Genomic DNA, 19610 nt, shown 5'->3' with positions numbered 1-19610 from the left:
GTAGAATCACGGGGTGAACGACCCGATCCCCCCGGTATCCCCAGCCTCCGCGGTCTCCTCCGCCTCTCCGGCCGAGACCCTGCGCGCCGCGCTCGCCGGGCTCCTGGACGGTCTGCCGGCCAAGCAGGCGACCCAGGCCGTCGACCGGCTGATCGCCAACTACCGGGGGCGCACCCCGACCGACGCGCCGATCCTGCGGGACCGCGCGGACGTCGTCGCGTACGCCGCGTACCGCATGCCCGCGACCTTCGAGGCGGTACGGGCCGCGCTGGGCGCCCTCGCGGACGCGGCGCCTGCGGAGTGGGCGCCCGGCAGCCATGTGGACGTCGGCGGCGGGACCGGCGCGGCGACCTGGGCGGTCGCGGCGACGTGGGCGGGGGAGCGGCCGGTGACGGTCCTGGACTGGGCCGAGCCCGCGCTGGCGCTCGGGAGCGAACTGGCCGGGAAGGCGCCTCAGTTGAGTGCGGCCCAGTGGCAGCGCTCTCGTATCGGATCGGCGCTCACCATCGAGAGCACTGATCTCGTCACGGTGTCGTACGTCCTCGGGGAGCTCACCGAGGCCGACCGCCGCTCCGTCGTCGACGCGGCGGCCGCAGCGGCGACGCAGGCCGTCGTCATCATCGAGCCGGGCACCCCCGACGGCTACGAACGGATCATCGAGGCACGCGGCCGGCTGATCGCCGCCGGCTACCGGATCGCCGCGCCCTGCCCGCACAGCTCGGCGTGCCCCATCGAGCCCGGCACCGACTGGTGCCACTTCTCGGCACGGGTCAGCAGGTCGTCCCTGCACCGCAAGGTCAAGGGCGGCTCCCTCGCGTACGAGGACGAGAAGTTCAGCTACGTCGCGGCGGTCCGCTTCGACCCGGACCCCGCGCCCTCCCGCGTGGTGCGCCGCCCGCAGATCCGCAAGGGCCAGGTCCTCCTCGACCTGTGCGGGGTCGAGGAGTCCCTGCGCAGGGAGACCGTGACCAAGCGCCACGGCCCCCTCTACCGCGCGGCGCGCGACGCGGACTGGGGCGACGCGTGGCCGCCCCCGTCCGCGGAGTGAACTACCTGGGGCCCCAGGTCCCCTGGTTCACCGCGCAGTTCCAGCCGGTCCCGCGCAGGGTGAACTTCACGCCGAACGAACTGGTGTTGAGCAGGCGGGTCTGCACCTTGAAGCCGAGCTTCGCCTTGCCCTTGAAGGTCTTGTCGTAGACCGAGACGGTCTTCGTCGTGCGACGGGTGATCTTGCCGCCCGTCGGCGTCGCCTTCTTGAAGCGGATGTTCTTGGTGTTGGTCACCGTGAAGGTGACCTTCTTGATGCTCTGCGTGGTCTTGCTCTTGATGCCGAAGTACAGACCGCCGTTCGTCACGTTCCCGTACCGGTCGTACGAGAAGCGCTTCGGGTAGACGATGTCGATCGGGCAGCCGGAGACGGACTGCGGCGCGGCCTTCACGGCGGTCGGACCGGACGCCGCGGACGCGGAGCCGGCCAGGCCGAGCTGAGCTGCGGTCAGGGCCCCCGCGGTGGCAAGGACTGCGGCGGACGTGCGCATACGGTTCACTGCGCTGATACCTCTTCTTCCCCCTTGGGCCCCCGTGGACCCAACTGTTTGGTTGTGGTGTTGCGTTCGTATTGTTAGCACGTCCTCAGCCATGTGGCTGAACCGACCCTCTTCTTAAGAGGTTCTTATACGCGGCGACTATCCACGTCTCCATGCCAACCAAGAGCAGTTCACCCGGCCACGCCCGCAGGCGGTCGGAGACCCGGTTCCTCGCCCTGTCCGTCGCCCTCGCGGTCGCCGCCGCCGGCGCCACCACGTACGCCTTCACCGCCGGCGCCGAACCGCCGCACGGCCGCGACGTCGAACTCGCCGTCGACGGCGGCACCGCGGTCGTCGACACCGCCACGCTCGCCGTCCGCGCCCACACCCGCGACGGCCGCGACCTGACCCTCTCCGACGCCGCCGGCACCGACCTCGGCAAGCCCGGCCCGGTGACCCGCACCGGCACGGCCCTGGCCCGCTGGAGCTACCCCGAGCGCGGCATCGACGTCACCGCCCGCACCGACCACGGCCGCCTCTCCCTCAGTATGAAGGCACACCGCGACACCGGACTCAGCTGGCCCGTCACCGGCACCGACACCGCCGCCACCTCCCTCCAGCTCCCGCGCGGGGAAGGCCTGGACATCCCCGTCGAGGACGCCTTCTGGACCAAGGGGAAGGGCGAACTGGGCGGCAGCACCGTCGACATGAGCGAAGGCCTGACACTGCCCCTGTGGGGCTACTCCCTCGGCGAGCGGGCCGGCGTCAGTTACCTCACCCCCACCGACATAGGCACGAGCCTCGCCTTTACCACCGCCGGAGGGCGGCTGCGCACCACCGCACAGCACACCTTCGACCGCGGTGAAGGCACCCGTGACTACACCGTCACCTTCGCCCTGACCGACGGCAACGCCGTCGCGCCCGCCGCCGATTACCGCTCCTACCTCGCCGAACGCGGCCGGCTCGGCAGCCTGAAGCGGAAGATCGCGGAGAACCCCGCCACCGGGAAGCTGCTCGGCGCCTTCCACGCCTACACCTGGGGCACCGCCCGCACGGCACAGGGCGTCGAACAGCTCCGCGCGCTCGGCGTCGACCGGATGTGGCTCGGCTACGACGGCAAGCCGTACCCGGACAAGGCGGCGGTGAGCGCCGCGAAGAAGGCCGGGTACCTCACCGGCCCCTACGACTCCTTCGCCAACGGCCAGGACCCGAAGACCGCCGACGCCCCGAACTCCGTCTGGCCAGGCACGGTCTATCCGGACTTCTGCGTACGCGACGCGCACGGCAAGCCCGAGACCGGCTTCGGCGGCCGCGGCTGCTACCTCAGCTCACAGGCCTTCGAGCAGGCGGAGAAGAAGCACCACTACCTCGCCGACCGCACCCGCTCCATGGTCGCCAACGGCGCCGACAGCTACTTCCTCGACGTCGACGCCACGGGCGAGCTCTTCCGCGACCACGGCAAGGGCCACCGGATGACCAAGGCCCAGGACCGCGAGAACCGCCTCGCCCGGATGAAGCGCATCGCGAAGTCGGGCAAGGACGGCCTCGTCCTCGGCTCCGAGACCGCGCAGGCCTGGGCCAACAAGGCGCTCGCCTTCGACCACGGCGCGGGCACCCCGGTCGCCGACGGCCTCTGGAAGCTCCAGAAGGACCGCGAGAAGTGGGGCGGCTACTACCCGGATGCCGCCCCCGGCATCTTCTTCAAGCCGGTCGACCTGCCCGCGGAGCTCGCCAAGGCGATGTACGACCCGCGCTACCGCGTCCCGCTCTACGAGACCGCCCTGCACGGCTCGGTCGTCAACACCGAGCGCTGGGAGCTCTCGTACGAGAAACTGCCGCGCCAGAAGAAGGACCGCGCCCTGCTCGCGATGCTCTACAACACGCCCCTCAACTACGTCCTGGACGGCCCGTCGCTGAAGAAGCACGGCCCCGAACTGGCCGCCCTCCAGAAGTACTTCTCGCCCCTGCACAAGGCGGCAGGCACCGAACGTCTCACCTCCTTCCGGCAGATGACCGAGGACCGCACCGTCCAGCGCACCGCCTTCGGCAGGGGCGCGCTGACGGTGACGGCCAACTTCGGCGACACGGCGTACAAGGGGCTGCCGGGCGGCTGCGTCGACGCCCGCCTCAAGGGCGACGACGAGCCGCGCCGGCTCTGTCCTGCCGAGCTCGGGAAGGGCTAGCCGCGCAGCTCCTGCGTGCAGCACTTCACGCTGCCGCCGCCCTTGAGCAGTTCGCTCAGGTCCATTCCGATGGGCTCGTAGCCGCGCTCGCGCAGGGGGCCGAAGAGGCCGACCGCGGCCTGCGGGAGGAGCACGTGGAGCCCGTCGGAGACGGCGTTGAGCCCGAGCGCCACGGCGTCGGGCTCCTCGGCGATCACCGCGTCGGGGAAGAGCCGCCGCAGCACCGCCCGGCTGCCGGGGGAGAAGGCGGGCGGGTAGTACATGACGTCGTCCGCCGCGTCGTCGAGGACGGCGAGCGCGGTGTCCAGGTGGTAGTAGCGCGGGTCGACCAGGTCGAGCCCGATCACCGGGCGGCCGAAGAACTCCTGGGCCTCGCCGTGCGAGAGCGGGCTGGCCCGGAAGCCGCGCCCGGCCAGGACGTAGGAGGCGGTGACGGCGAAGTCGCCCTCGCCCTCGTTGATGTGGGTGGGTTCGTGGATCTCGGTGAAGCCGTGCGCGCGGAACCACTCCAGGTGGGCCGCGGCCTCCTGCTCCCGCTCGCGGTAGGCGAAGCGCGCGCCGAGCACGCGTCCGCCGACGACGGTCGCGCCGTTCGCCGCGAAGACCATGTCCGGCAGCTCGCGCCGGGGGGTGAGCTCCTCGACGGTGTGGCCGAGCGAGCGGTAGCGGTCGCGCAGGTCCTCCCACTGGGCGATGGCGAGGGGGACGTCGACCGGCTTCGCGGGGTCCATCCAGGGGTTGATGGAGTAGGTGACCTTGAAGTGTGCCGGTGGGCACATCAGATAGCGCCGGGGTGTGGCGCGCCGAGGAGAGCGAGGAAAACGGGACAAAGAAGGCTCCTCACGTACCGCAGTCATGTGCTGCCCGTGGTGGGGCAGTTGATGCCCATAGTGCGGTCTGGGGGAGCCTTCGCGCAGTGAACCGAACGGGTGGTTGCGAGATTGGCCGAACGGGGGGTGCCGGGAGCGGCCTCCGCGAGCGAGACGGTTCGTCTTGTCTAGACGGTACGTCTCGGTTCGGCCGCTGCTACATTCGACGGTATGGCCCAGAAGACCGCCCCGGACTCCACGCGCCGCAGCGAACGCTCGCGCCGCGCGATCTACGACGCAGCCCTCGCCCTCGTCGGCGAGGTCGGCTACGCGAAGCTGACGATCGAGGCCATCGCCGCCCGCGCCGGCGTCGGCAAGCAGACGATCTACCGCTGGTGGACGTCGAAGGGAGCCGTCCTGCTCGACGCCTTCCTCGACCTCGGCGAGCAGGCCTCCCGGGCCGCCAGTGAGAACGCGGGCAAGGCGGAGAACGAGACCGAGATCCCGAACTCCGGAGACCTGGAGGCCGACCTCAAGTACGTGCTGCGCGCCACCGTCGACGAGTTCAACGACGCCAAGTACGACGCCCCCTACCGCGCGCTCGCCGCCGAGGGGCTGCTCAACCCCGAGCTGGGCGCCGAGTTCGTCGAGAAGCTGCTGGAGCCGCAGCTCCAGCTCTACGTGAAGCGGGTGGAGCAGGCCCGCGAGGCGGGTCACGTCGTGCCCGACGTCGACCCCCGCATCGCGCTCGAACTGTGGGCGAGCCCGCTGGCCCAGCGCTGGCTGATGCGCTCGGGCCCGCTCACGCACGACTACGCCGACAAGCTCGTCGAGTACGCCCTCTACGGCATCACGCCCCGGCCGTTCTCCGCTTCCTGACCGGTGTGCGGTGGAGCAGGCCGGGCGCGTCCGTGATCACCCCGTTGCAGCCGAGCCGCAGCACCCGGTCGCGCTGCTTCGGAGTGGTCACCGTGTGCGCCCACACCCGGGGGACCCCCGAATTGACCGCCCGCCGCAGATCGCTGTCCCGCGCCTTGTAGTCCACGTCCAGGACGTCCACGAACGACGCCCAGTCCTTCGGCCGGTCCCGGCGCATCTGCTTCTCGGAGCGCCACAGCTGGGCCAGCAGGCCGAGGCGGTGGGCGCGCCGGGCGACCGCCGGGTCGTTGCTGTTCACGAAGACCGAGCGGGTCAGCCCGCGGGCGCGGATCAGCCGGGCGAGCGGCTCCAGGCTCTTCGGGTCCTTGGCCTCCAGCATCAGCATGATCCGCCCGCCGAACCGGTCGAGGACCTCGGCGACCGTCGGCGGCCGCTCCGGGCGCCACTCGCCCGGCAGCGAGACCCCGGGACGCAGCCGGACGGCGAGCCACTGCCACCGGTCCAGTTGGCGCACCGGGCCCGACATGTACGTGGTGCGGTCCAGGGTGGCGTCGTGCATGACCACCGGCGTGCCGTCGCGCAGTATCCGCGTGTCGAAGTCGATGACCTGGGCGGTGCCGCGCCGGTAGGCGGCCAGCAGGCCCGACATGCTGTTCTCCGGCACTTCCAGGGCGCCGCCGCGGTGCGCGGTGTAGACGACGCGGGGGAGCGCCTCCACGGTCAGCGGCCCGCCGCCCCACTCGATCGGGGCGAGGAAGCCGTTCGGTGCCGTGAGGGTCAGCGCCGTGAGGCTCGTCAGCACAGTCCTAGTGACCATGGCGACACGGTAGGCAGGAAAATCCACACTTCGCCCGGAATGACGCGCTATGTGGCCCAGTGGCGGCCCACCCCGGCCACCCCGGATGTGGGCTCCGGCCCCCCGAGGCGCAGGATGGTGGGACCATGGGTCATGCTTTCGGCACAACGGCGAGGTGAGGGGCTAGATGGGCGCGGAGTTCGGCAGCCGGTCCGGCGGACAGGGCAAATTCTCCCAGTGGCTCCGCCGGCGCCCCAAGGACACGGCCGGGGATGACCGGGCCCGCGAGGAGCTGCTCCTCGCCGCCGCGGCGGCCGGACTGCCGCTCGCCCCGGCCGCGTATCCGTCGGGGTACCGATGTTCCTGCGACCGCATCGGCTGCCCCACCCCGGCCCGGCACCCGGTCTCCTTCGCCTGGCAGACGCAGTCCACGACGGACCGCGGCCAGATCGAGCGGTGGGCCCGCCACCAGCCGCAGGCCAACTTCATCACCGCGACCGGCATGGTCCACGACGTCCTCGACGTGCCGCTGGACGCCGGGCTCGAAGCCCTCGAGCGGCTGCTCGCCGCGGGGATCGAGGTGGGCCCCGTCGCCGAGTCGGGCAGCAGCAGCGGCCAGGGCCGGCTGCTCTTCTACACCGCGACCCGCGGCACCCCCGAGGACGAGGACGAGTGGTGGCCGTGCGAGCTGGACTGCCACCCCGAGACGATGGACGAGCACCCCGGCCTGCGCTGGCACTGCCGCGGTTCGTACGTCCTGGTGCCGCCCGCCCGGCTCCCCGACGACCAGCAGGTGCGCTGGATCCGCGGCCCCGAGCATCCGCTGCCGGACCCGCTGACGCTCCTGGCGACGCTCACCGACGAGTGCGCGCGGGTGGCGGGCGAGCCCCAGCAGGACATCGCCGCCTGGCCGCTGCGGGGCTGACGCCCTACTCGCCCTTGGCGCCCGTCAGGCCCTGGAGGCGGCCCAGGAACGCCACCTTGTCGCCGCCGGACTTCTTCGGGTCGACGACCACCTGGTTGGAGACCCGGTCAAGCAGCAGGGACTGCCGCACCTCGCCCTTGAGCAGCGCCTTCGCGTCCGCGTCGACCTTCGGGCTGAGGCCCTTGAACGCGGTCTGCTTCTCGTAGTGCCGCGTGGCGAAGAACACCAGCGCGCCGCCGTCCTCGGTGCGCAGCCCCAGCGGCGCGAACGTGCCGCCGTTCTGCGGCTCGTCGATGTACTGCACGGCGAGGCCGGCCCGCTTGCCGTTCCGGTCGCGGTAGGCCTTCCAGCGCGACGTGTGATCGCCCGGCGCGAAGGCGTCGCCGCCCGACCTCAGGTACGACGTGTACTCCTTGCCGAGCTGCGAGGGGGCCAGCGCCAGATCCGCCGCCTTCACGCCCACCGGCTCGGCCCAGCCGTCCTCGTCCTTCTTCAGCTGCGGCATCTTCTGCGGCGACACCAGGTTCAGATACGTCGCCCGCCACAGCTGGTCCGGGCCGCTCTTCGTGAACACCCACAGCCACCGCAGGTCGGAGCGGCGGTTGGCCTTGGTGTCGGCCACGAACCAGCGCGGCCAGCCGGCCTTCTTCGGGATCGCGTACGTCCGGTCCGTGAGCTCCAGCGGCACGTGCTTCGGGTTGCCGTCCGGGTGCTGCACGCGCCGCGACTTCAGACCGCCCTGGTTGATGGCGCCCAGCGGGCCGGTGATGCGGGCGGCGTCCTGGGCGGGATCGTAGGTCTTGTCCGCCTTGTTGTACGCGACGAGGAACTCCTCGAGGGCGCGGTCCGCCTCCGCCTTGGTGGCCGCGGGGACGATCTCCCGCTCCCCGTGCACGGTCACGCAGCCGCTCGCCGTGAGGGCCAGGGCCGTCACCGCCGCCGACGCCATGACGGGCCTGCCGAGACCGCGGACCCTGCGAACGATGCTCATCGGAATGCCTTCACCTACCCCTTCCCGGGCCCGAACCTTATCGGGCCCGGAAAAGGGGAGTGCGGAAGGGGTGTGCGGGTGCGGGTCAGATCTCCTGGAGGAGCGTCGCGTTGACCCAGCCGCGCTTGCTGGTGCGCGGCAGGTCGCCGTAGTACCACTGGTTGCCGCGCTTCACCGTGTAGCAACGCACGTAGACGTTGTCGAACCACTCGAGGCGCTTGCGCTTGCTGTAGCTCGTGCCGGGGCCCGAGTACGCGGTGGCGCCCACGTTGATGACCATCATGTTGTGGTTCTTGACGTTCTTGGTGCAGGCGCTGCCGCCGACCGCGGAGGCGGCGGGGGCGGTCATGAGCGAGGCGCCGAGCGCCACGGCGGTCGCCGCGGTCAGCGTGGCGAGGCTCTTCCCGAATCGGGACGTTCGCATGGGGGGATCCTCAGAGATGTCGGTCAACTGGTGAACGACGATCATAGGCACGGGAGTTCGAGCCGGGTGAGGGGGCTCGGGACACACGTGACAGGACGGCCAGCGCGGGTATCGCGTACAGCGACCAGACCGCGACCTGAAGGGCCGTCGGATCGGGGCGGAAGCTGAGGGTGCCCGCCAGGAGCGCGCCGTACCAGCTGTCCGGCGGGACGGCCCCGCTGATGTCGAACGCCGCGTTCCGTGAGCCGCCGAGGAGTCCGGCCTCCTGCAAGGCGCCCACGCCGTGCGCGAGGAAGCCCGCCGCCACGACGATCAGCGCGACGCCGCACCAGGTGCGGAACCGGTCAGGAGCGACGCGGGCCGCGACCGGGCGGAGCAGCCCGACCAGCGCGAGCGCGGTGAGCAGGCCCAGGACGACGACGAGCAGCGGCCCGTGCGCACCGTCCCTCGACGCTCGCACCGACGCCCAGAAGAACAGGGCCGTGTCCAGGGCTTCCCGGCCCACCGCGAAGAACGCGGCCAGCGCCAACGCGGCCGTCATGTGCCGTGCCTCGGCGCGCCGCATCCGGAGCACCACCCACGTCAGCAGCGCCACGGCCGCGACCGACAGCGTGCCGCCGAGCGTCTCCCGCGCCCGCGGCGTCAGCTGCTGCGAGCCGAACGTCAGCGCACAGCCGAAGCCAAGGGCGAGCGCCACCGCGACGCCGATACCGGTCCGGACGGGCAGCAGCGCGTCCCGCCGCCCGGTCCGCACCGCATGGGCGAGGAGCAGTCCTGCGGCCACGCCGGCCGCCAACCCGTCGCGCAGCCCGATCAGATAGTTGTCGAACATCGGCCGACGCCTCCCCCGGTGAACAATCCGCCTGCCTGACCGGAAGAGTAACCGTGGCCTACGGTCCGCCGTCCCTGAGCGGGGCCACCACAGGGGCGCCCGTGCGCGGGTGCGGGAAGACCTCGACGGGCTGCCGGTACACCTCGGAGAGCAGCGCTTCCTCGAATACGTCGCCGGGGGCGCCCTCCGCCGCGACCGTCCCGCCGCGCAGCACCGCCACCCGATCCGCGTACGCCGCCGCGAGACCCAGGTCGTGCAGCACCACCACGACCGCGTCACCGGCGGCCGCCCGCTCCCGGCAGATCCGCAGCACCAGCTCCTGGTGGCGCAGGTCGAGCGCGGCGGTCGGCTCGTCGAGCAGCAGCAGCGGGGTGCGCTGGGCGAGGACGCGGGCGAGCGCGACCCGGGCCCGCTCGCCGCCGCTGAGCGCGGAGAAGGGGCGTGCGGCGAAGCCGCCCACCTCGGTGGCCGCCATCGACTCGCGCACCACCCGGTCGTCGTCGTCCGCCGCCCGTGTCCCTGCCCAGGGCGCGCGGCCCATCCGGACGACATCCGCCACCGGGAAGGGGAAGGAGAGCGCCGCGGACTGGGGCAACACGGCTCGGCGCAGGGCGAGTTCGGGAGCGGTCCAGTCGGTGGCGGGCCGCCCGCAGATCCGCACGGCCCCTTCGGCGGCCGGGAGGTCGGCGGCCAGCGCGGCCAGCAGGGTCGACTTCCCCGCGCCGTTCGGGCCGACCAGCGCGAGCACCTCGCCCGCGCGGGCGGCGACCGACACCCCGCGGAGCACCTCGCGCCCGCCGAGCCGCACCCGCAGCCCCACGGCCTCGGCGAGGACGTCCCCGGGAGCGGCGGCCGCGGGCGGGACACGCTCCCGCCCCGCGAACAGCCTCCTGCCCAACTGCCCGATCATGCCCAACCACCTTGCTTGCGACGGGTCCTGCGCAGCAGCCAGAAGAAGAACGGGCTGCCGAACAGCGCGGTGAGCACGCCCAGCGGCAGCTCGGCGGGCGCGGCCACCGTGCGCGCGGCCAGATCCGCGGCGACGAGGACCAGCGCTCCGCCGAGCGCGCTGCCGGGCACGAGGAAGCGGTGCCCGGGGCCCGCGGCCATCCGCAGCAGGTGCGGCACGAGGAGGCCGACGAAGGTGATGATCCCGGCGACGGCCACGGCGGCCGCGGTCAGCAGGGCCACCACGAGAACGAGGACGAGCCGCAGCCGCTCCACGTCCACGCCCAGATGCCGGGCGGGCCGCTCGCCGAGCGCGAGCAGGTCCAGCTTCCGGGAGTGCAGCGGCGCGACGGCGAGCCCGATGAGCGCGCACGGCAGGACGGCGAGGACCTTCGGCCAGGTCGCCTGGGCGAGCGAGCCGAGCTGCCAGAACGTGATCTGGCTGATCTGCGCGTTGTCCGCGAAGAAGATGCAGAGACCGATCAGGGCGCCCGCGAAGGCGTTCACGGCGATGCCGGTGAGGATCAGTGTGACGACTTCCGTGCGGCCGCCCTCGCGCGACATCGCGTACACGAGCAGGACGGTCGCGAGCCCGGCGACGAACGCGCAGACGGTGACGGTCCAGTTCCCGAAGAAGGTGAGGCCGAGCGCGATGGAGGCGACCGCGCCGACCGCGGCGCCCGACGAGATCCCGATGACGCCGGGCTCGGCGAGCGGATTGCCGAACACGCCCTGCATGAGCGCGCCCGCGCAGCCGAGCGAGGCGCCGACGAGGAGGGCGAGCACGACGCGCGGCAGCCGCACGTTCCACAGCACGCTCTCACCGACCCGGTCGAGCGCGGACCCGCCGAGCCCCGCGCGGTGCTGGACGGAGGAGACGACGTCGCCGAGGGGGATGTCGTACGCGCCGGTCCCGGCGGAGAGCAGACAGAGCAGGACGAGGGCGGCGGCGAGGCCCGCGGTCAGCGGGAGGGCGGCCCCGCGGCGGGTCCGGGGCGCCTCTTCGGGCGGCGAGGGGGCGGCCACGTCCGTGGTTTCGGCGAGCGCGCTCATCCGGCGTCCCCGTACAACTGCTCCACCAGGGACTTCAGCACCCGGTCGGTGCGCGGCCCGTAGTTGAGGAGCACGCCGTCGTCGATGGAGACGATGCGCCGGTCGAGGCCCGCGGGGGTCTCGGCGACGCCAGGCACCTTGAGGAGCCCGTCCACGCCGTCGACCGACGCGAGCCCCTTGCTCATCACCAGGATCGCGTCGGGCGCGGCCTTCGCGAGGGCCTCGCTCGTGATCGCCGTGAAGTCCTTGCGCAGCCCGGACTCCTTGCCCGCGTCGACCGCGCCCGCCGCCTCCAGGAGCGAGCTCGCGCCGGACTCGCGCCCGCCCAGCAGATAGACGGAGGCCGAGCCGCGCAGGTAGAGGAAGGCGACCCTGGGTCTCTTCTTCCGGGCGCCGGCCGGGATGTCCGCGCGGACCTCGCCGATCCGCCGCTCCGTACGCTTCGTCAGCTCGGCGCCCGCCTTCCCGACCCCCAGGGCCCCGGCCACCGCCTCGATGCGCGGGCTCACGTCGTCGAGGCTCTTCGCGGGGTCGAACACGACGACGGGGACGCCCGCGTCACGGATCTGCTCGATGGCCTCGGCGGGCCCGGTGGTGGTGTCCGCGAGGACGACGGTCGGTTCCAGGGAGAGCACGCTCTCCGCCGAGACGTCGTGCGCGCGGGTCACCACGGGCAGCTTCTCCGCCTGCTCGAACGTGGCGGTGATGTCGCGGGCGACGACCTTCTCGCCGAGCCCCAGGGTGAAGACGATCTCGTTGAGGCTGCCGGTGAGCGGCACGATCCGGTCGGCGTCCCGCACGGTCACCTTGTGGCCGTCGGCGGAGGTGACGGTGGCGGGGAGCGCGGGTTCCGGTTTCGCCTTCAGGGGCTCTACCCGGTCGGGTGCGCGGGACGCACGGGGAGCGCCGGGTGCGTCGGTGGCGGCGTCGTCCGGCGTCGCGCATCCGGTGAGGCCGAGGGCGAGCACGGCGGCCCATACGGCGGCGGTACGGAGTGAGCGCGGCGTAGGCACCGAAGTCCACCGTCCTGTCTAGGGGTTCCAGTCTGGAGCGATCGTAGTTTAGGTTAGCCTTACCTAAATTCGCCAGACCTGGAGGGGTCCCATGCCGTCGTCCGGACAGGCGCGCGCCACCGCTCGCGCCGGAGCCGTGGCCGTGCTCACCGCACTCGTCGGAGCGCTGCTCCCGGCGGCCACCGCGCACGCCGAAGAGCGCACGGTCCAGGGCGGGCGGCTCGACTGGGGCATCAAATCCTCCTTCCAGAGCTACGTCACCGGGCCCATCGCCCAGGGCACTTCGACGCTCCTCGGCGGCGCCGCCACCGTCGGCGACAGCCGGTTCCGCTTCCACTCGGCGAAGGGCTCGTACGACCCCGGCAGCGGGGTGTTCGGCGCGGGCTTCTCGGGCGGGGTGCGCTTCACCGGTCACAAGAAGGGCGGCTCGTACGAACTCGACCTCACGATCAGCCGCCCCACGGTGAAGGTCTCCGACGGTTCCGGAACGCTCTACGCCGACATGGCGAGCAAAGCGAAGGGCACCGGCAAGGTCACCAGGACCGCGCAGGTGCCGCTCGCCTCGCTCGACGTCTCCGGCATCAACATGAAGGGCGGCACCGGACCGATCGCCCTCAACAACCTCCCCGCGAAGCTGACTTCACAGGGCGCGAAGGCCTTCGCCGGGTACTACACGGCGGGCACCGCCCTCGACCCGGTGAGCCTGTCGACGGACCTCGTCGCCGAGAGCGCTCCGAAGAAGAGCGAGAAGGAGGGCGAGAAGAAGGCCGGAAAGAAGACCGGGGCGGGCCGCATCGAGGACGCCGCCGTCGACTGGGGCGTGCGCCGCACCTTCCGCGAGTACGTCACCGGGCCCATCGCCAAGGGCGAGTGGAAACTGTCCGCCGGCGCCCAGGACGGGGGCGCGCTCTTCCGCTTCCCCCGGGGCGAGGGAACGTACGACGAGAAGAAGGGCACCCTCACCGCGGAGTTCGCGGGGTCGGTCCGCTTCACCGGTGAGCACGGCCTCGACCTGTCGCTCGCCGGGATCGGCGTCGAGGTGAGGAACGGCAAGGGCACGCTCACCGCGGACGTCGACAGCAAGGGCGACCGTGGCGCCACCCTGAAGAACGCCCCGCTGATCACCTTCGCCGCGAAGGAGCTGAAGCCGGAGGACGGCCTCGTCTCCCTCACCGAGGCACCGGCGAAGCTCACCGCCGAGGGCGCCAAGGCGTTCGGCGGCATGTACAAGGCGGGCGCCGCCATGGACCCGCTCTCGCTCGCGGTCGCCCTCGACGCCGACGCGAAGCTGCCCGCGCTGCCGGACCTCGGCTCGTCCGCGAAGTCTTCAGCATCTTCCAAGTCCGCGGCGCCCACGACCGAGAACGCCGCCGAGTCCGCCAAGTCCTCCGACTCCTCGTCGAACGCCGTGCCGATCGGCGCCGGCGTCAGCGCCGCGGTGCTGCTCGCCGCGGCGGTCGCCTTCGGAGTCGTACGCAAGAAGCGCGAGGCAAAGGTCACGCCGGACACCCCGGACGCCTGACCGTCTCGCCGTTGCCCGCCCCTCCTCCCCCTCTCAAGGAGAAGCCTGATCATGGCCGCCCCCGCCACCCGTCGCCCCACCGTCCTCGCGGCAGCCGTAGCGACCGCCGTCACGCTCGGCGCGAGCGCCCTCGCCCTGCCGGCGACCGCCGCCGACACCGGCAGAACCGCCCCGCCGAAGCTGGAGCTCAAGGACGGCACGTTGCAGTGGGGCCTGAAGGAGTCCTTCCGCAAGTACGTCATGGGCATGGCCCACGGCAAGATCGAGGCCAAGGACGGCGCCCAACAGGCCGCCGACAACGGGGTGTTCACGTTCTCGGGCGGCAAGGGGACGTATGACACCGGGACGCACGCCACCGACACCGCCTTCAAGGGCAGCGTCCGCTTCACCTCCACGGCCCACCGCTTCGACATCGCCATCACCGACGTGAAGGTCCGCACCAAGGGCAAGACCGGCGCGATCCAGGCCGACGTCACCCTGAACGGCGCGGCGCAGAACGACATCGACCTCGCCGCACTGGACCTGAGCACGGTCAGGCCGGGGCAGGGCGAGGGCGGCGCGATGGTCTTCAAGGACATACCGGCGACGCTGACGGCGGACGGCGCCAAGGCGTTCAACGGTATGTACGAGGCGGGCGAGAAGCTCGACCCGGCGACGCTGACGGTGACGGCGGGCGCGCCGGTGACCGAGAAGCCGACCGAGAAGCCCACACAGAAGCCGACGGAAAAGCCCACGCAGAAGCCCACGCAGAAGCCCACGCGGAAGCCGGCGGAGAAGCCGGCCACCCCGTCCGAATCCGCCGATCCCACGGACGGCAAGAAGCCCGCCGCGTCGCAGGGACCGGTGGACGGAAAGCTGTCCTGGGGGCTGAAGGAGAGCTTCCGCAGGTACATCTCCACCGGGGGCAAGGCGACCGTCGCGGGCGGCGCCAAGAAGATCTCCAGCGGCTTCCAGTTCCCGTACGCCAAGGCGGATCTTGACTCCGACGCCAAGAAGGTCGACGCCTCCTTCGGCGGCAGCGTCCGCTTCACGTACCGGGCGCACGGTATCGACATGAAGTTCAGCGACCTCAAGGTGCGGGCGAACGGCGTCAAGGGCACCCTGCTCGCCGACGTCACCACGCCCGAAGGCAAGAACAACGACGTGAAGTTCGCGACGCTCGACCTCTCCAATGCCTCATACAAGGCGAGGAACGGCGTCGTGCGGCTCGACAAGGTGCCCGCGACCCTCACGGCGGCGGGCGCGAAGCAGTTCGCCAACGACACGACCGGCTCCCCCTACCGGCCGGGGGAGAAGCTCGACCCGGTGACGGTCGCGCTGTCGACCTCGGCGGGCGCCGCACTCCCGGCGGGCGGCAGTGAGAGCGGCGGCGCTACGACGGGCGGCGGCACCGGTACGACGGGCTCCGGTTCCGTGGGCGGCGGCGGTTCCGTCGGCGGCTCGGGCGGCGCACTGGCGGACACCGGCTCCTCCGTCCCCTCCACCGCGCTGCTCGGCGTCGCGGGCGTGGCCCTTGCGGCGGGCGCGGGCGCGGTCGTCGTGGCCCGGCGGCGGGGGAGCGCCGAAGCGGTGTGATGCTTGAATGCGCGGGTGATTGAACCCTTCGACGTAGTGCGTGTGTTCTGCGGGCCCGACGGTCGGCACGGCAACGAGCTCGGTGTCGTGCGCGACGGGGCCCGCATCCCCGCCCGGGCCGACCGGCAGGCGCTCGCCCGTGAACTCGGCTACAGCGAGACGGTGTTCGTCGACGACCCCGAGCGCGGCGTCATCGACATCTACACGCCGACGCTGAGGCTGCCCTTCGCAGGACACCCCTGCGTAGGCACGGCCTGGCTCCTCGACGTGCCCGAACTCGTCACGCCCGCGGGAGTGGTGGAGGCGCGCTGCGACGGCGAGTTCAGCTGGATCACGGCACGCGCGGACTGGGCGCCGGCGAGGACGCTGCGGCGGTACGGGTCGGCGGCGGAGGTCGACGCGCTCGACGTGCCGCCGCCGGGGGAGTGGGTGTACGCCTGGGCCTGGCAGGACGAGGCGGCGGGGCGCGTACGGGCGAGGGGTTTCCCCGGGCGGGACGACGGCATCGACGAGGACGAGGCGACGGGTGCGGCGGCGCTCCTGCTCACCCATGAACTGGGCCGCGCCCTCAACATCACGCAGGGCCGCGGCTCACAGATCCTGACGGCACCGGGGCCGGGGGGCTTGATCGAGGTCGGGGGACGCGTCCGACTGCCCAGCCCCTCCGGCACTTGAGTATTTTCAGCCCCTCCGGCGTTTGAGGAGCGGGGGTCCGGGGGCAGAGCCCCCGAGTCGTCACCCCGTCAGGCGCTGAGCGGAAACTCTTCCCCGAGCTCACGGAAGACCGCCGTATTCAAAGCGAAAGCGACCTTGCACTCGTCGACGATCCGCCGCTTCTCCAGGTCGTCCGTGACCACCTCGTCGATCCCGTCGAGCAGTTCGCGGTAGCCCCGCTTGAACGCGGCCGGGTTCGGGATCCCCTCGAAGACGTAGAACCGCACGCCGTCGCCCTTGCGGGCGAAACCCCAGGTCTGCTCGGCCTTGCCGCGGATGATCTGGCCGCCGGAGAGGTCGCCGAGGTAGCGCGTGTAGTGGTGGGCGACATAGCCGCCGGGCCAGGTGCGCGCGCACTCCTCGACCCGTGCCGCGTAGGCCGCCGTGGCGGGCAGGGGCGTGAGTCCGGCACGCCAGTCCGCGCCCCGCAGGTGCGTGAGGTCGCGCTCCAGCTCGCTCACGCGGTTCAGCTCCGGCTGGATGAACGGTCCCGCGACAGGGTCCTCGCGCAGCGCCTGCGCGCCGTCCTCCAGGGCGCGGTACACGAACCACAGCTGCTCGGTGTAGCGCGTGTACGCGTCGACGCCGAGCCTGCCGCCGAGGAGGTCGCTCATGAAGGTCGAGGTCTCGGCCTCGGTGTGCTCTTCGTGCGACGCGGTGCGAATGACCGTCGAGAAGGGCGTGAGCGGCTTGAGCGGGGTGCCCATGTAGACCTCCAGGGAGCCGGGAAGGACGGGATGGCGGAAACCGGTGTCCCTTGCAGATCATGCAAGTTAGGCTTACCTAAGTCAACCAGTTCCCGACACCCTGTCGGTAAAAGCATTCCCGTTTCCGGACCCCCGGAACCTCTCGTTCCGCGGATCTGAAGGCCTTCAGGGGAGCGTGAGGATTTCCGCCCCCGTGTCCGTCACCACGAGCGTGTGCTCGAACTGAGCGGTCCGCTTCCGGTCCTTGGTGACGACGGTCCAGCCGTCCTCCCACATGTCGTACTCGTGCGTGCCGAGCGTCAGCATCGGCTCGATCGTGAACGTCATGCCGGGCTGGATGACCGTCGTGGCGTGCGGGCTGTCGTAGTGCGGGACGATCAGGCCGGAGTGGAAGGACGTGTTGATGCCGTGGCCGGTGAAGTCGCGGACCACGCCGTAGCCGAAGCGCTTGGCGTACGACTCGATGACCCGGCCGATGATGTTGATCTGGCGGCCGGGCCTGACGGCCTTGATGGCGCGGTTCAGCGACTCCCGGGTCCGCTCGACGAGCAGCCTGGACTCGTCGTCGACGTCGCCGACCAGGTACGTGGCGTTGTTGTCGCCGTGCACGCCGCCGATGTAGGCCGTCACGTCGAGGTTGATGATGTCGCCGTCGTTCAGGACGGTGGAGTCGGGGATCCCGTGGCAGATGACCTCGTTGACCGAGCTGCACAGCGACTTGGGGAAGCCGCGGTAGCCGAGCGTCGACGGGTAGGCGCCGTGGTCGCACATGTACTCGTGCGCGACGCGGTCCAGCTCGTCGGTGGTCACACCGGGCGCGATGTGCTTCGCGGCCTCTTCCATGGCGCGGGCGGCGATGCGGCCCGCGGTGCGCATCAGCTCGATGGTCTCGGGGGTCTGTACCTCGGGCCCCGTGTACGGGGTCGGCGCGGGCTTCCCCACGTACTCGGGGCGCCTGATGTTGCCGGGTACGGAACGGATGGGAGAGAGCTCCCCTGGGACGAGCAGTGACTGGCCAGACATGCCAGCGAGTCTAGCCAGCCGTCGTGGGGCAGCATGGCCTGAGAGAACGCGACCCGATCGGGACGGAAGGAGCGGGGCATGGCGCTGTTCAAGAGGCGGACCGTCGGCAGGCCGGGCGAGTGGTTCTACTGCCTGGAGCACGGGAAGGTCGAGGAGGGGCCCGACTGCCCCGGCAAGGACCGGATGGGGCCGTACGCGTCCCGCGAGGATGCGCAGCACGCGATGCGGACCGCTCAGGAGCGGAACCTTCAGTGGGAGACGGATCCTCGCTGGCACGATTCCGCTGCGCGGGGCGAGGACGGGGAGGTGTAGGGGCTTTCCGGGCTCGTGGGTCTCTGCGGGTCGGGTGTGGCTGAGCGCGCAGTTCCCCGCGCCCCTTACGGGGCCACCGGCTCCGGGGTTTCCGTTTCGCCCGCTTCCCTGCGGCGGCGCGCGTCCGGGTCCGTCGTCGCGTCGTACGACATGAGGCGCGGCAGTGTCGCCGCCAGGATGCCGACCGAGGCCACGCAGGCCAGGCCGCCCGACCAGATGGCGGGCCGGGTGCCCGTCCAGCCGGCCGCCGCGCCCGCGCGGACCTGGCCGAGCTGCGGGCCCACGCTGTACGAGAGGACCTCGATCCCGGCGAGTCTGCCCCGCAGCTCGTCGGGGATCGTCTGGTTCCAGATGGTGGAGCGGCCGAGGCCGCTCGCCATGTCGCCCGCGCCGGCGAACGCGAGGCAGGCGAGCACCACCCAGATGTTGCCGAACCACCCCGCCGCCGTGACCGCGAGGCCCCAGCCCGCCGCCCCGAAGACCACGAGCAGCCCGTGCCGCCGCACCCGCGACGTCCACCCGCTGGTGAGGCTGAACAGCAGCGAGCCGACCGCCCCCGCCGCGTACATCAGGCCGAGCGCCCACTCCGCGTCCAGGTCGTCCGCGAGGAACGGGAAGATCGTGTTCGGGAAGGCGAAGAACATCGCCGCCATGTCGATCGCGTACGTGCCGAGCAGCACCGGCCGTGACCACGCGTACCGCGCGCCTTCCGCCAGGCCCTTCAGCGACGGCTTCTCCGCGTCGTGCGCGGCGGGCGCGGGGGAGAGGCGGGTGCAGAGGAGGACCGAGACGGTGAAGCAGGCGATCGTGATCGCGTACGCGGACGCGTGCCCGGCGTACGCGACGACGAGGCCGGCGAGCGAGGGGCCCGCGATGGCGCCCACGTTCCAGCGCAGCGAGTTCAGCGCGGCGGCCGCCGTCAGCTGGTCGTGCGGCACGATCCGCGCCATGAGCGAGTCGAGCGCGGGACGCTGGAGGCCCGCAAGCGCGGAGACGCCCGCCGCGACGACGTACAGCGGCCACAGGAGCGGGTCGGGCAGCAGCGCGTTCACCAGCAGGACGACGGCCAGCAGGCCCAGCGCCGCCTCGGTGAGGAGGATCACCTTGCGCCGGTCCACGGCGTCGGCGAGAGCGCCGCCGTAGAGCCCGAAGACGATCAGCGGCACCAGCTCGACCGCGCCCATCGCGCCGACCGCGATCGGCGAGTCCGTCAGCTCCTTGATCTGGAGCGGCAGGGCCACCATCGCCATGAAACTGCCGAAGTACGTGACGAGCCCCTGGATCCACAGCAGCCGGAAGTCACGGGTGGATCGCCAGGGCGAGAGGTCGGGCAGTATCGCGGAGAGAGGCACGAAAAGCCATGTTCAGCGCAGGCCGG

At 71.8% G+C, this 19610-nt stretch carries 20 protein-coding genes; 8 read left to right on the top strand and 12 right to left on the bottom strand.

Annotation, left to right across the window (positions count from 1 at the left end; translation table 11 throughout):
* Positions 1 to 13: 13 nt before the first annotated feature.
* Positions 14 to 1048, top strand: a complete 1035-nt coding sequence (locus tag ACI2L3_RS00460; protein ID WP_404750074.1) for a small ribosomal subunit Rsm22 family protein — start codon at positions 14 to 16, stop codon at positions 1046 to 1048.
* Between the two features lies 1 nt (position 1049).
* Here the strand turns inward: ACI2L3_RS00460 and ACI2L3_RS00455 are convergent, their stop codons facing one another.
* Positions 1050 to 1538, bottom strand: a complete 489-nt coding sequence (locus tag ACI2L3_RS00455) for a hypothetical protein (protein WP_404750676.1) — start codon at positions 1536 to 1538, stop codon at positions 1050 to 1052.
* Between the two features lie 161 nt (positions 1539 to 1699).
* Between ACI2L3_RS00455 and ACI2L3_RS00450 the strand changes: the two genes are divergently transcribed.
* Entirely contained in the window at positions 1700 to 3709 is a 2010-nt protein-coding gene (locus ACI2L3_RS00450; protein ID WP_404750073.1) for a glycoside hydrolase, read from the top strand.
* Here the strand turns inward: ACI2L3_RS00450 and ddaH are convergent.
* A complete protein-coding gene (ddaH, locus tag ACI2L3_RS00445) occupies positions 3706 to 4566 on the bottom strand; it encodes a dimethylargininase (RefSeq protein ID WP_404750072.1) in 861 nt (286 codons plus the stop codon). The genes ACI2L3_RS00450 and ddaH overlap by 4 nt on opposite strands.
* Positions 4567 to 4749: 183 nt before the next feature.
* Here ddaH and ACI2L3_RS00440 point away from each other — a divergent pair, with 183 nt between their 5' ends.
* A complete protein-coding gene (locus tag ACI2L3_RS00440; protein WP_404750071.1) occupies positions 4750 to 5397 on the top strand; it encodes a TetR/AcrR family transcriptional regulator in 648 nt (215 codons plus the stop codon).
* On the opposite strand, the gene ACI2L3_RS00435 is transcribed toward ACI2L3_RS00440, so the two are convergent.
* Entirely contained in the window at positions 5369 to 6214 is an 846-nt protein-coding gene (locus ACI2L3_RS00435) for a glycerophosphodiester phosphodiesterase (RefSeq protein ID WP_404750070.1), read from the bottom strand. The two genes, ACI2L3_RS00440 and ACI2L3_RS00435, sit on opposite strands and share 29 nt — an antisense overlap.
* Positions 6215 to 6380: 166 nt before the next feature.
* On the opposite strand from ACI2L3_RS00435, the gene ACI2L3_RS00430 reads away from it, so the two are divergent.
* Positions 6381 to 7118 carry a bifunctional DNA primase/polymerase gene (locus tag ACI2L3_RS00430; protein ID WP_404750069.1) on the top strand — a complete coding sequence of 246 codons (738 nt, stop codon included), beginning with the start codon at positions 6381 to 6383 and terminating at the stop codon, positions 7116 to 7118.
* A gap of 4 nt (positions 7119 to 7122) precedes the next feature.
* On the opposite strand, the gene ACI2L3_RS00425 is transcribed toward ACI2L3_RS00430, so the two are convergent.
* The 6 genes from ACI2L3_RS00425 to ACI2L3_RS00400 all read right to left on the bottom strand — a co-directional run bounded on the left by ACI2L3_RS00425 (position 7123) and on the right by ACI2L3_RS00400 (position 12379).
* Complete coding sequence (locus tag ACI2L3_RS00425) at positions 7123 to 8109, bottom strand: hypothetical protein (RefSeq protein WP_404750068.1); 987 nt, start codon at positions 8107 to 8109, stop codon at positions 7123 to 7125.
* 85 nt (positions 8110 to 8194) lie between these two features.
* A complete protein-coding gene (locus ACI2L3_RS00420; protein WP_404750067.1) occupies positions 8195 to 8533 on the bottom strand; it encodes a hypothetical protein in 339 nt (112 codons plus the stop codon).
* 10 nt (positions 8534 to 8543) lie between these two features.
* Positions 8544 to 9365, bottom strand: a complete 822-nt coding sequence (locus tag ACI2L3_RS00415; RefSeq protein ID WP_404750066.1) for an FTR1 family protein — start codon at positions 9363 to 9365, stop codon at positions 8544 to 8546.
* 58 nt (positions 9366 to 9423) lie between these two features.
* Positions 9424 to 10275, bottom strand: coding sequence for a heme ABC transporter ATP-binding protein (locus tag ACI2L3_RS00410; protein WP_404750065.1), 852 nt, complete (start codon positions 10273 to 10275; stop codon positions 9424 to 9426).
* Entirely contained in the window at positions 10272 to 11366 is a 1095-nt protein-coding gene (locus ACI2L3_RS00405) for a FecCD family ABC transporter permease (protein WP_404750064.1), read from the bottom strand. Before ACI2L3_RS00405 ends, ACI2L3_RS00410 begins: the two co-directional genes overlap by 4 nt.
* On the bottom strand, positions 11363 to 12379 hold the full coding sequence (locus tag ACI2L3_RS00400; RefSeq protein ID WP_404750063.1) for a hemin ABC transporter substrate-binding protein: 1017 nt from the start codon (positions 12377 to 12379) through the stop codon (positions 11363 to 11365). The genes ACI2L3_RS00405 and ACI2L3_RS00400 overlap by 4 nt, the downstream gene beginning before the upstream one ends.
* A gap of 91 nt (positions 12380 to 12470) precedes the next feature.
* Between ACI2L3_RS00400 and ACI2L3_RS00395 the strand changes: the two genes are divergently transcribed.
* From ACI2L3_RS00395 to ACI2L3_RS00385, 3 genes are read left to right on the top strand one after another with little or no spacing between them, the layout of a single operon-like run.
* A complete protein-coding gene (locus ACI2L3_RS00395; protein ID WP_404750062.1) occupies positions 12471 to 13901 on the top strand; it encodes an HtaA domain-containing protein in 1431 nt (476 codons plus the stop codon).
* A gap of 51 nt (positions 13902 to 13952) precedes the next feature.
* Positions 13953 to 15476, top strand: a complete 1524-nt coding sequence (locus ACI2L3_RS00390; RefSeq protein ID WP_404750061.1) for an HtaA domain-containing protein — start codon at positions 13953 to 13955, stop codon at positions 15474 to 15476.
* 18 nt (positions 15477 to 15494) lie between these two features.
* The gene (locus ACI2L3_RS00385; protein ID WP_404750675.1) at positions 15495 to 16151 is read left to right on the top strand and encodes a PhzF family phenazine biosynthesis protein; all 657 of its coding nucleotides are present in this window, start codon (positions 15495 to 15497) and stop codon (positions 16149 to 16151) included.
* A 68-nt stretch (positions 16152 to 16219) separates the two neighbouring features.
* Here ACI2L3_RS00385 and ACI2L3_RS00380 read toward each other — a convergent pair whose 3' ends face one another.
* Both ACI2L3_RS00380 and map read right to left on the bottom strand, forming a co-directional pair.
* The gene (locus ACI2L3_RS00380) at positions 16220 to 16897 is read right to left on the bottom strand and encodes a heme oxygenase (biliverdin-producing) (protein ID WP_404750060.1); all 678 of its coding nucleotides are present in this window, start codon (positions 16895 to 16897) and stop codon (positions 16220 to 16222) included.
* A gap of 165 nt (positions 16898 to 17062) precedes the next feature.
* Positions 17063 to 17920, bottom strand: a complete 858-nt coding sequence (map, locus tag ACI2L3_RS00375) for a type I methionyl aminopeptidase (protein ID WP_404750059.1) — start codon at positions 17918 to 17920, stop codon at positions 17063 to 17065.
* 78 nt (positions 17921 to 17998) lie between these two features.
* On the opposite strand from map, the gene ACI2L3_RS00370 reads away from it, so the two are divergent.
* Positions 17999 to 18232, top strand: a complete 234-nt coding sequence (locus ACI2L3_RS00370; RefSeq protein WP_404750058.1) for a hypothetical protein — start codon at positions 17999 to 18001, stop codon at positions 18230 to 18232.
* A gap of 65 nt (positions 18233 to 18297) precedes the next feature.
* Here ACI2L3_RS00370 and ACI2L3_RS00365 read toward each other — a convergent pair whose 3' ends face one another.
* Positions 18298 to 19584: an MFS transporter gene (locus ACI2L3_RS00365; RefSeq protein WP_404750057.1), complete on the bottom strand. Its 1287-nt coding sequence runs from the start codon at positions 19582 to 19584 to the stop codon at positions 18298 to 18300.
* Positions 19585 to 19610: the final 26 nt, after the last annotated feature.

The sequence above is a fragment of the Streptomyces sp. NPDC029674 genome (assembly GCF_044903205.1).
Classification (GTDB): Bacteria; Actinomycetota; Actinomycetes; order Streptomycetales; family Streptomycetaceae; genus Streptomyces.
This window is presented reverse-complemented; position numbering and strand designations above follow the sequence as displayed.

Coding starts and splice junctions, on each gene's coding strand:
- ACI2L3_RS00455 (WP_404750676.1), bottom strand. CDS start 1,538: ATGCGCACGTCCGCCGCAGTCCTTGCCACCGCGGGGGCCCTGACCGCA.
- ACI2L3_RS00450 (WP_404750073.1), top strand. CDS start 1,700: ATGCCAACCAAGAGCAGTTCACCCGGCCACGCCCGCAGGCGGTCGGAG.
- ddaH (WP_404750072.1), bottom strand. CDS start 4,566: ATGACTGCGGTACGTGAGGAGCCTTCTTTGTCCCGTTTTCCTCGCTCT.
- ACI2L3_RS00440 (WP_404750071.1), top strand. CDS start 4,750: ATGGCCCAGAAGACCGCCCCGGACTCCACGCGCCGCAGCGAACGCTCG.
- ACI2L3_RS00435 (WP_404750070.1), bottom strand. CDS start 6,214: ATGGTCACTAGGACTGTGCTGACGAGCCTCACGGCGCTGACCCTCACG.
- ACI2L3_RS00430 (WP_404750069.1), top strand. CDS start 6,381: ATGGGCGCGGAGTTCGGCAGCCGGTCCGGCGGACAGGGCAAATTCTCC.
- ACI2L3_RS00425 (WP_404750068.1), bottom strand. CDS start 8,109: ATGAGCATCGTTCGCAGGGTCCGCGGTCTCGGCAGGCCCGTCATGGCG.
- ACI2L3_RS00420 (WP_404750067.1), bottom strand. CDS start 8,533: ATGCGAACGTCCCGATTCGGGAAGAGCCTCGCCACGCTGACCGCGGCG.
- ACI2L3_RS00415 (WP_404750066.1), bottom strand. CDS start 9,365: ATGTTCGACAACTATCTGATCGGGCTGCGCGACGGGTTGGCGGCCGGC.
- ACI2L3_RS00410 (WP_404750065.1), bottom strand. CDS start 10,275: ATGATCGGGCAGTTGGGCAGGAGGCTGTTCGCGGGGCGGGAGCGTGTC.
- ACI2L3_RS00405 (WP_404750064.1), bottom strand. CDS start 11,366: ATGAGCGCGCTCGCCGAAACCACGGACGTGGCCGCCCCCTCGCCGCCC.
- ACI2L3_RS00395 (WP_404750062.1), top strand. CDS start 12,471: ATGCCGTCGTCCGGACAGGCGCGCGCCACCGCTCGCGCCGGAGCCGTG.
- ACI2L3_RS00390 (WP_404750061.1), top strand. CDS start 13,953: ATGGCCGCCCCCGCCACCCGTCGCCCCACCGTCCTCGCGGCAGCCGTA.
- ACI2L3_RS00380 (WP_404750060.1), bottom strand. CDS start 16,897: ATGGGCACCCCGCTCAAGCCGCTCACGCCCTTCTCGACGGTCATTCGC.
- map (WP_404750059.1), bottom strand. CDS start 17,920: ATGTCTGGCCAGTCACTGCTCGTCCCAGGGGAGCTCTCTCCCATCCGT.
- ACI2L3_RS00370 (WP_404750058.1), top strand. CDS start 17,999: ATGGCGCTGTTCAAGAGGCGGACCGTCGGCAGGCCGGGCGAGTGGTTC.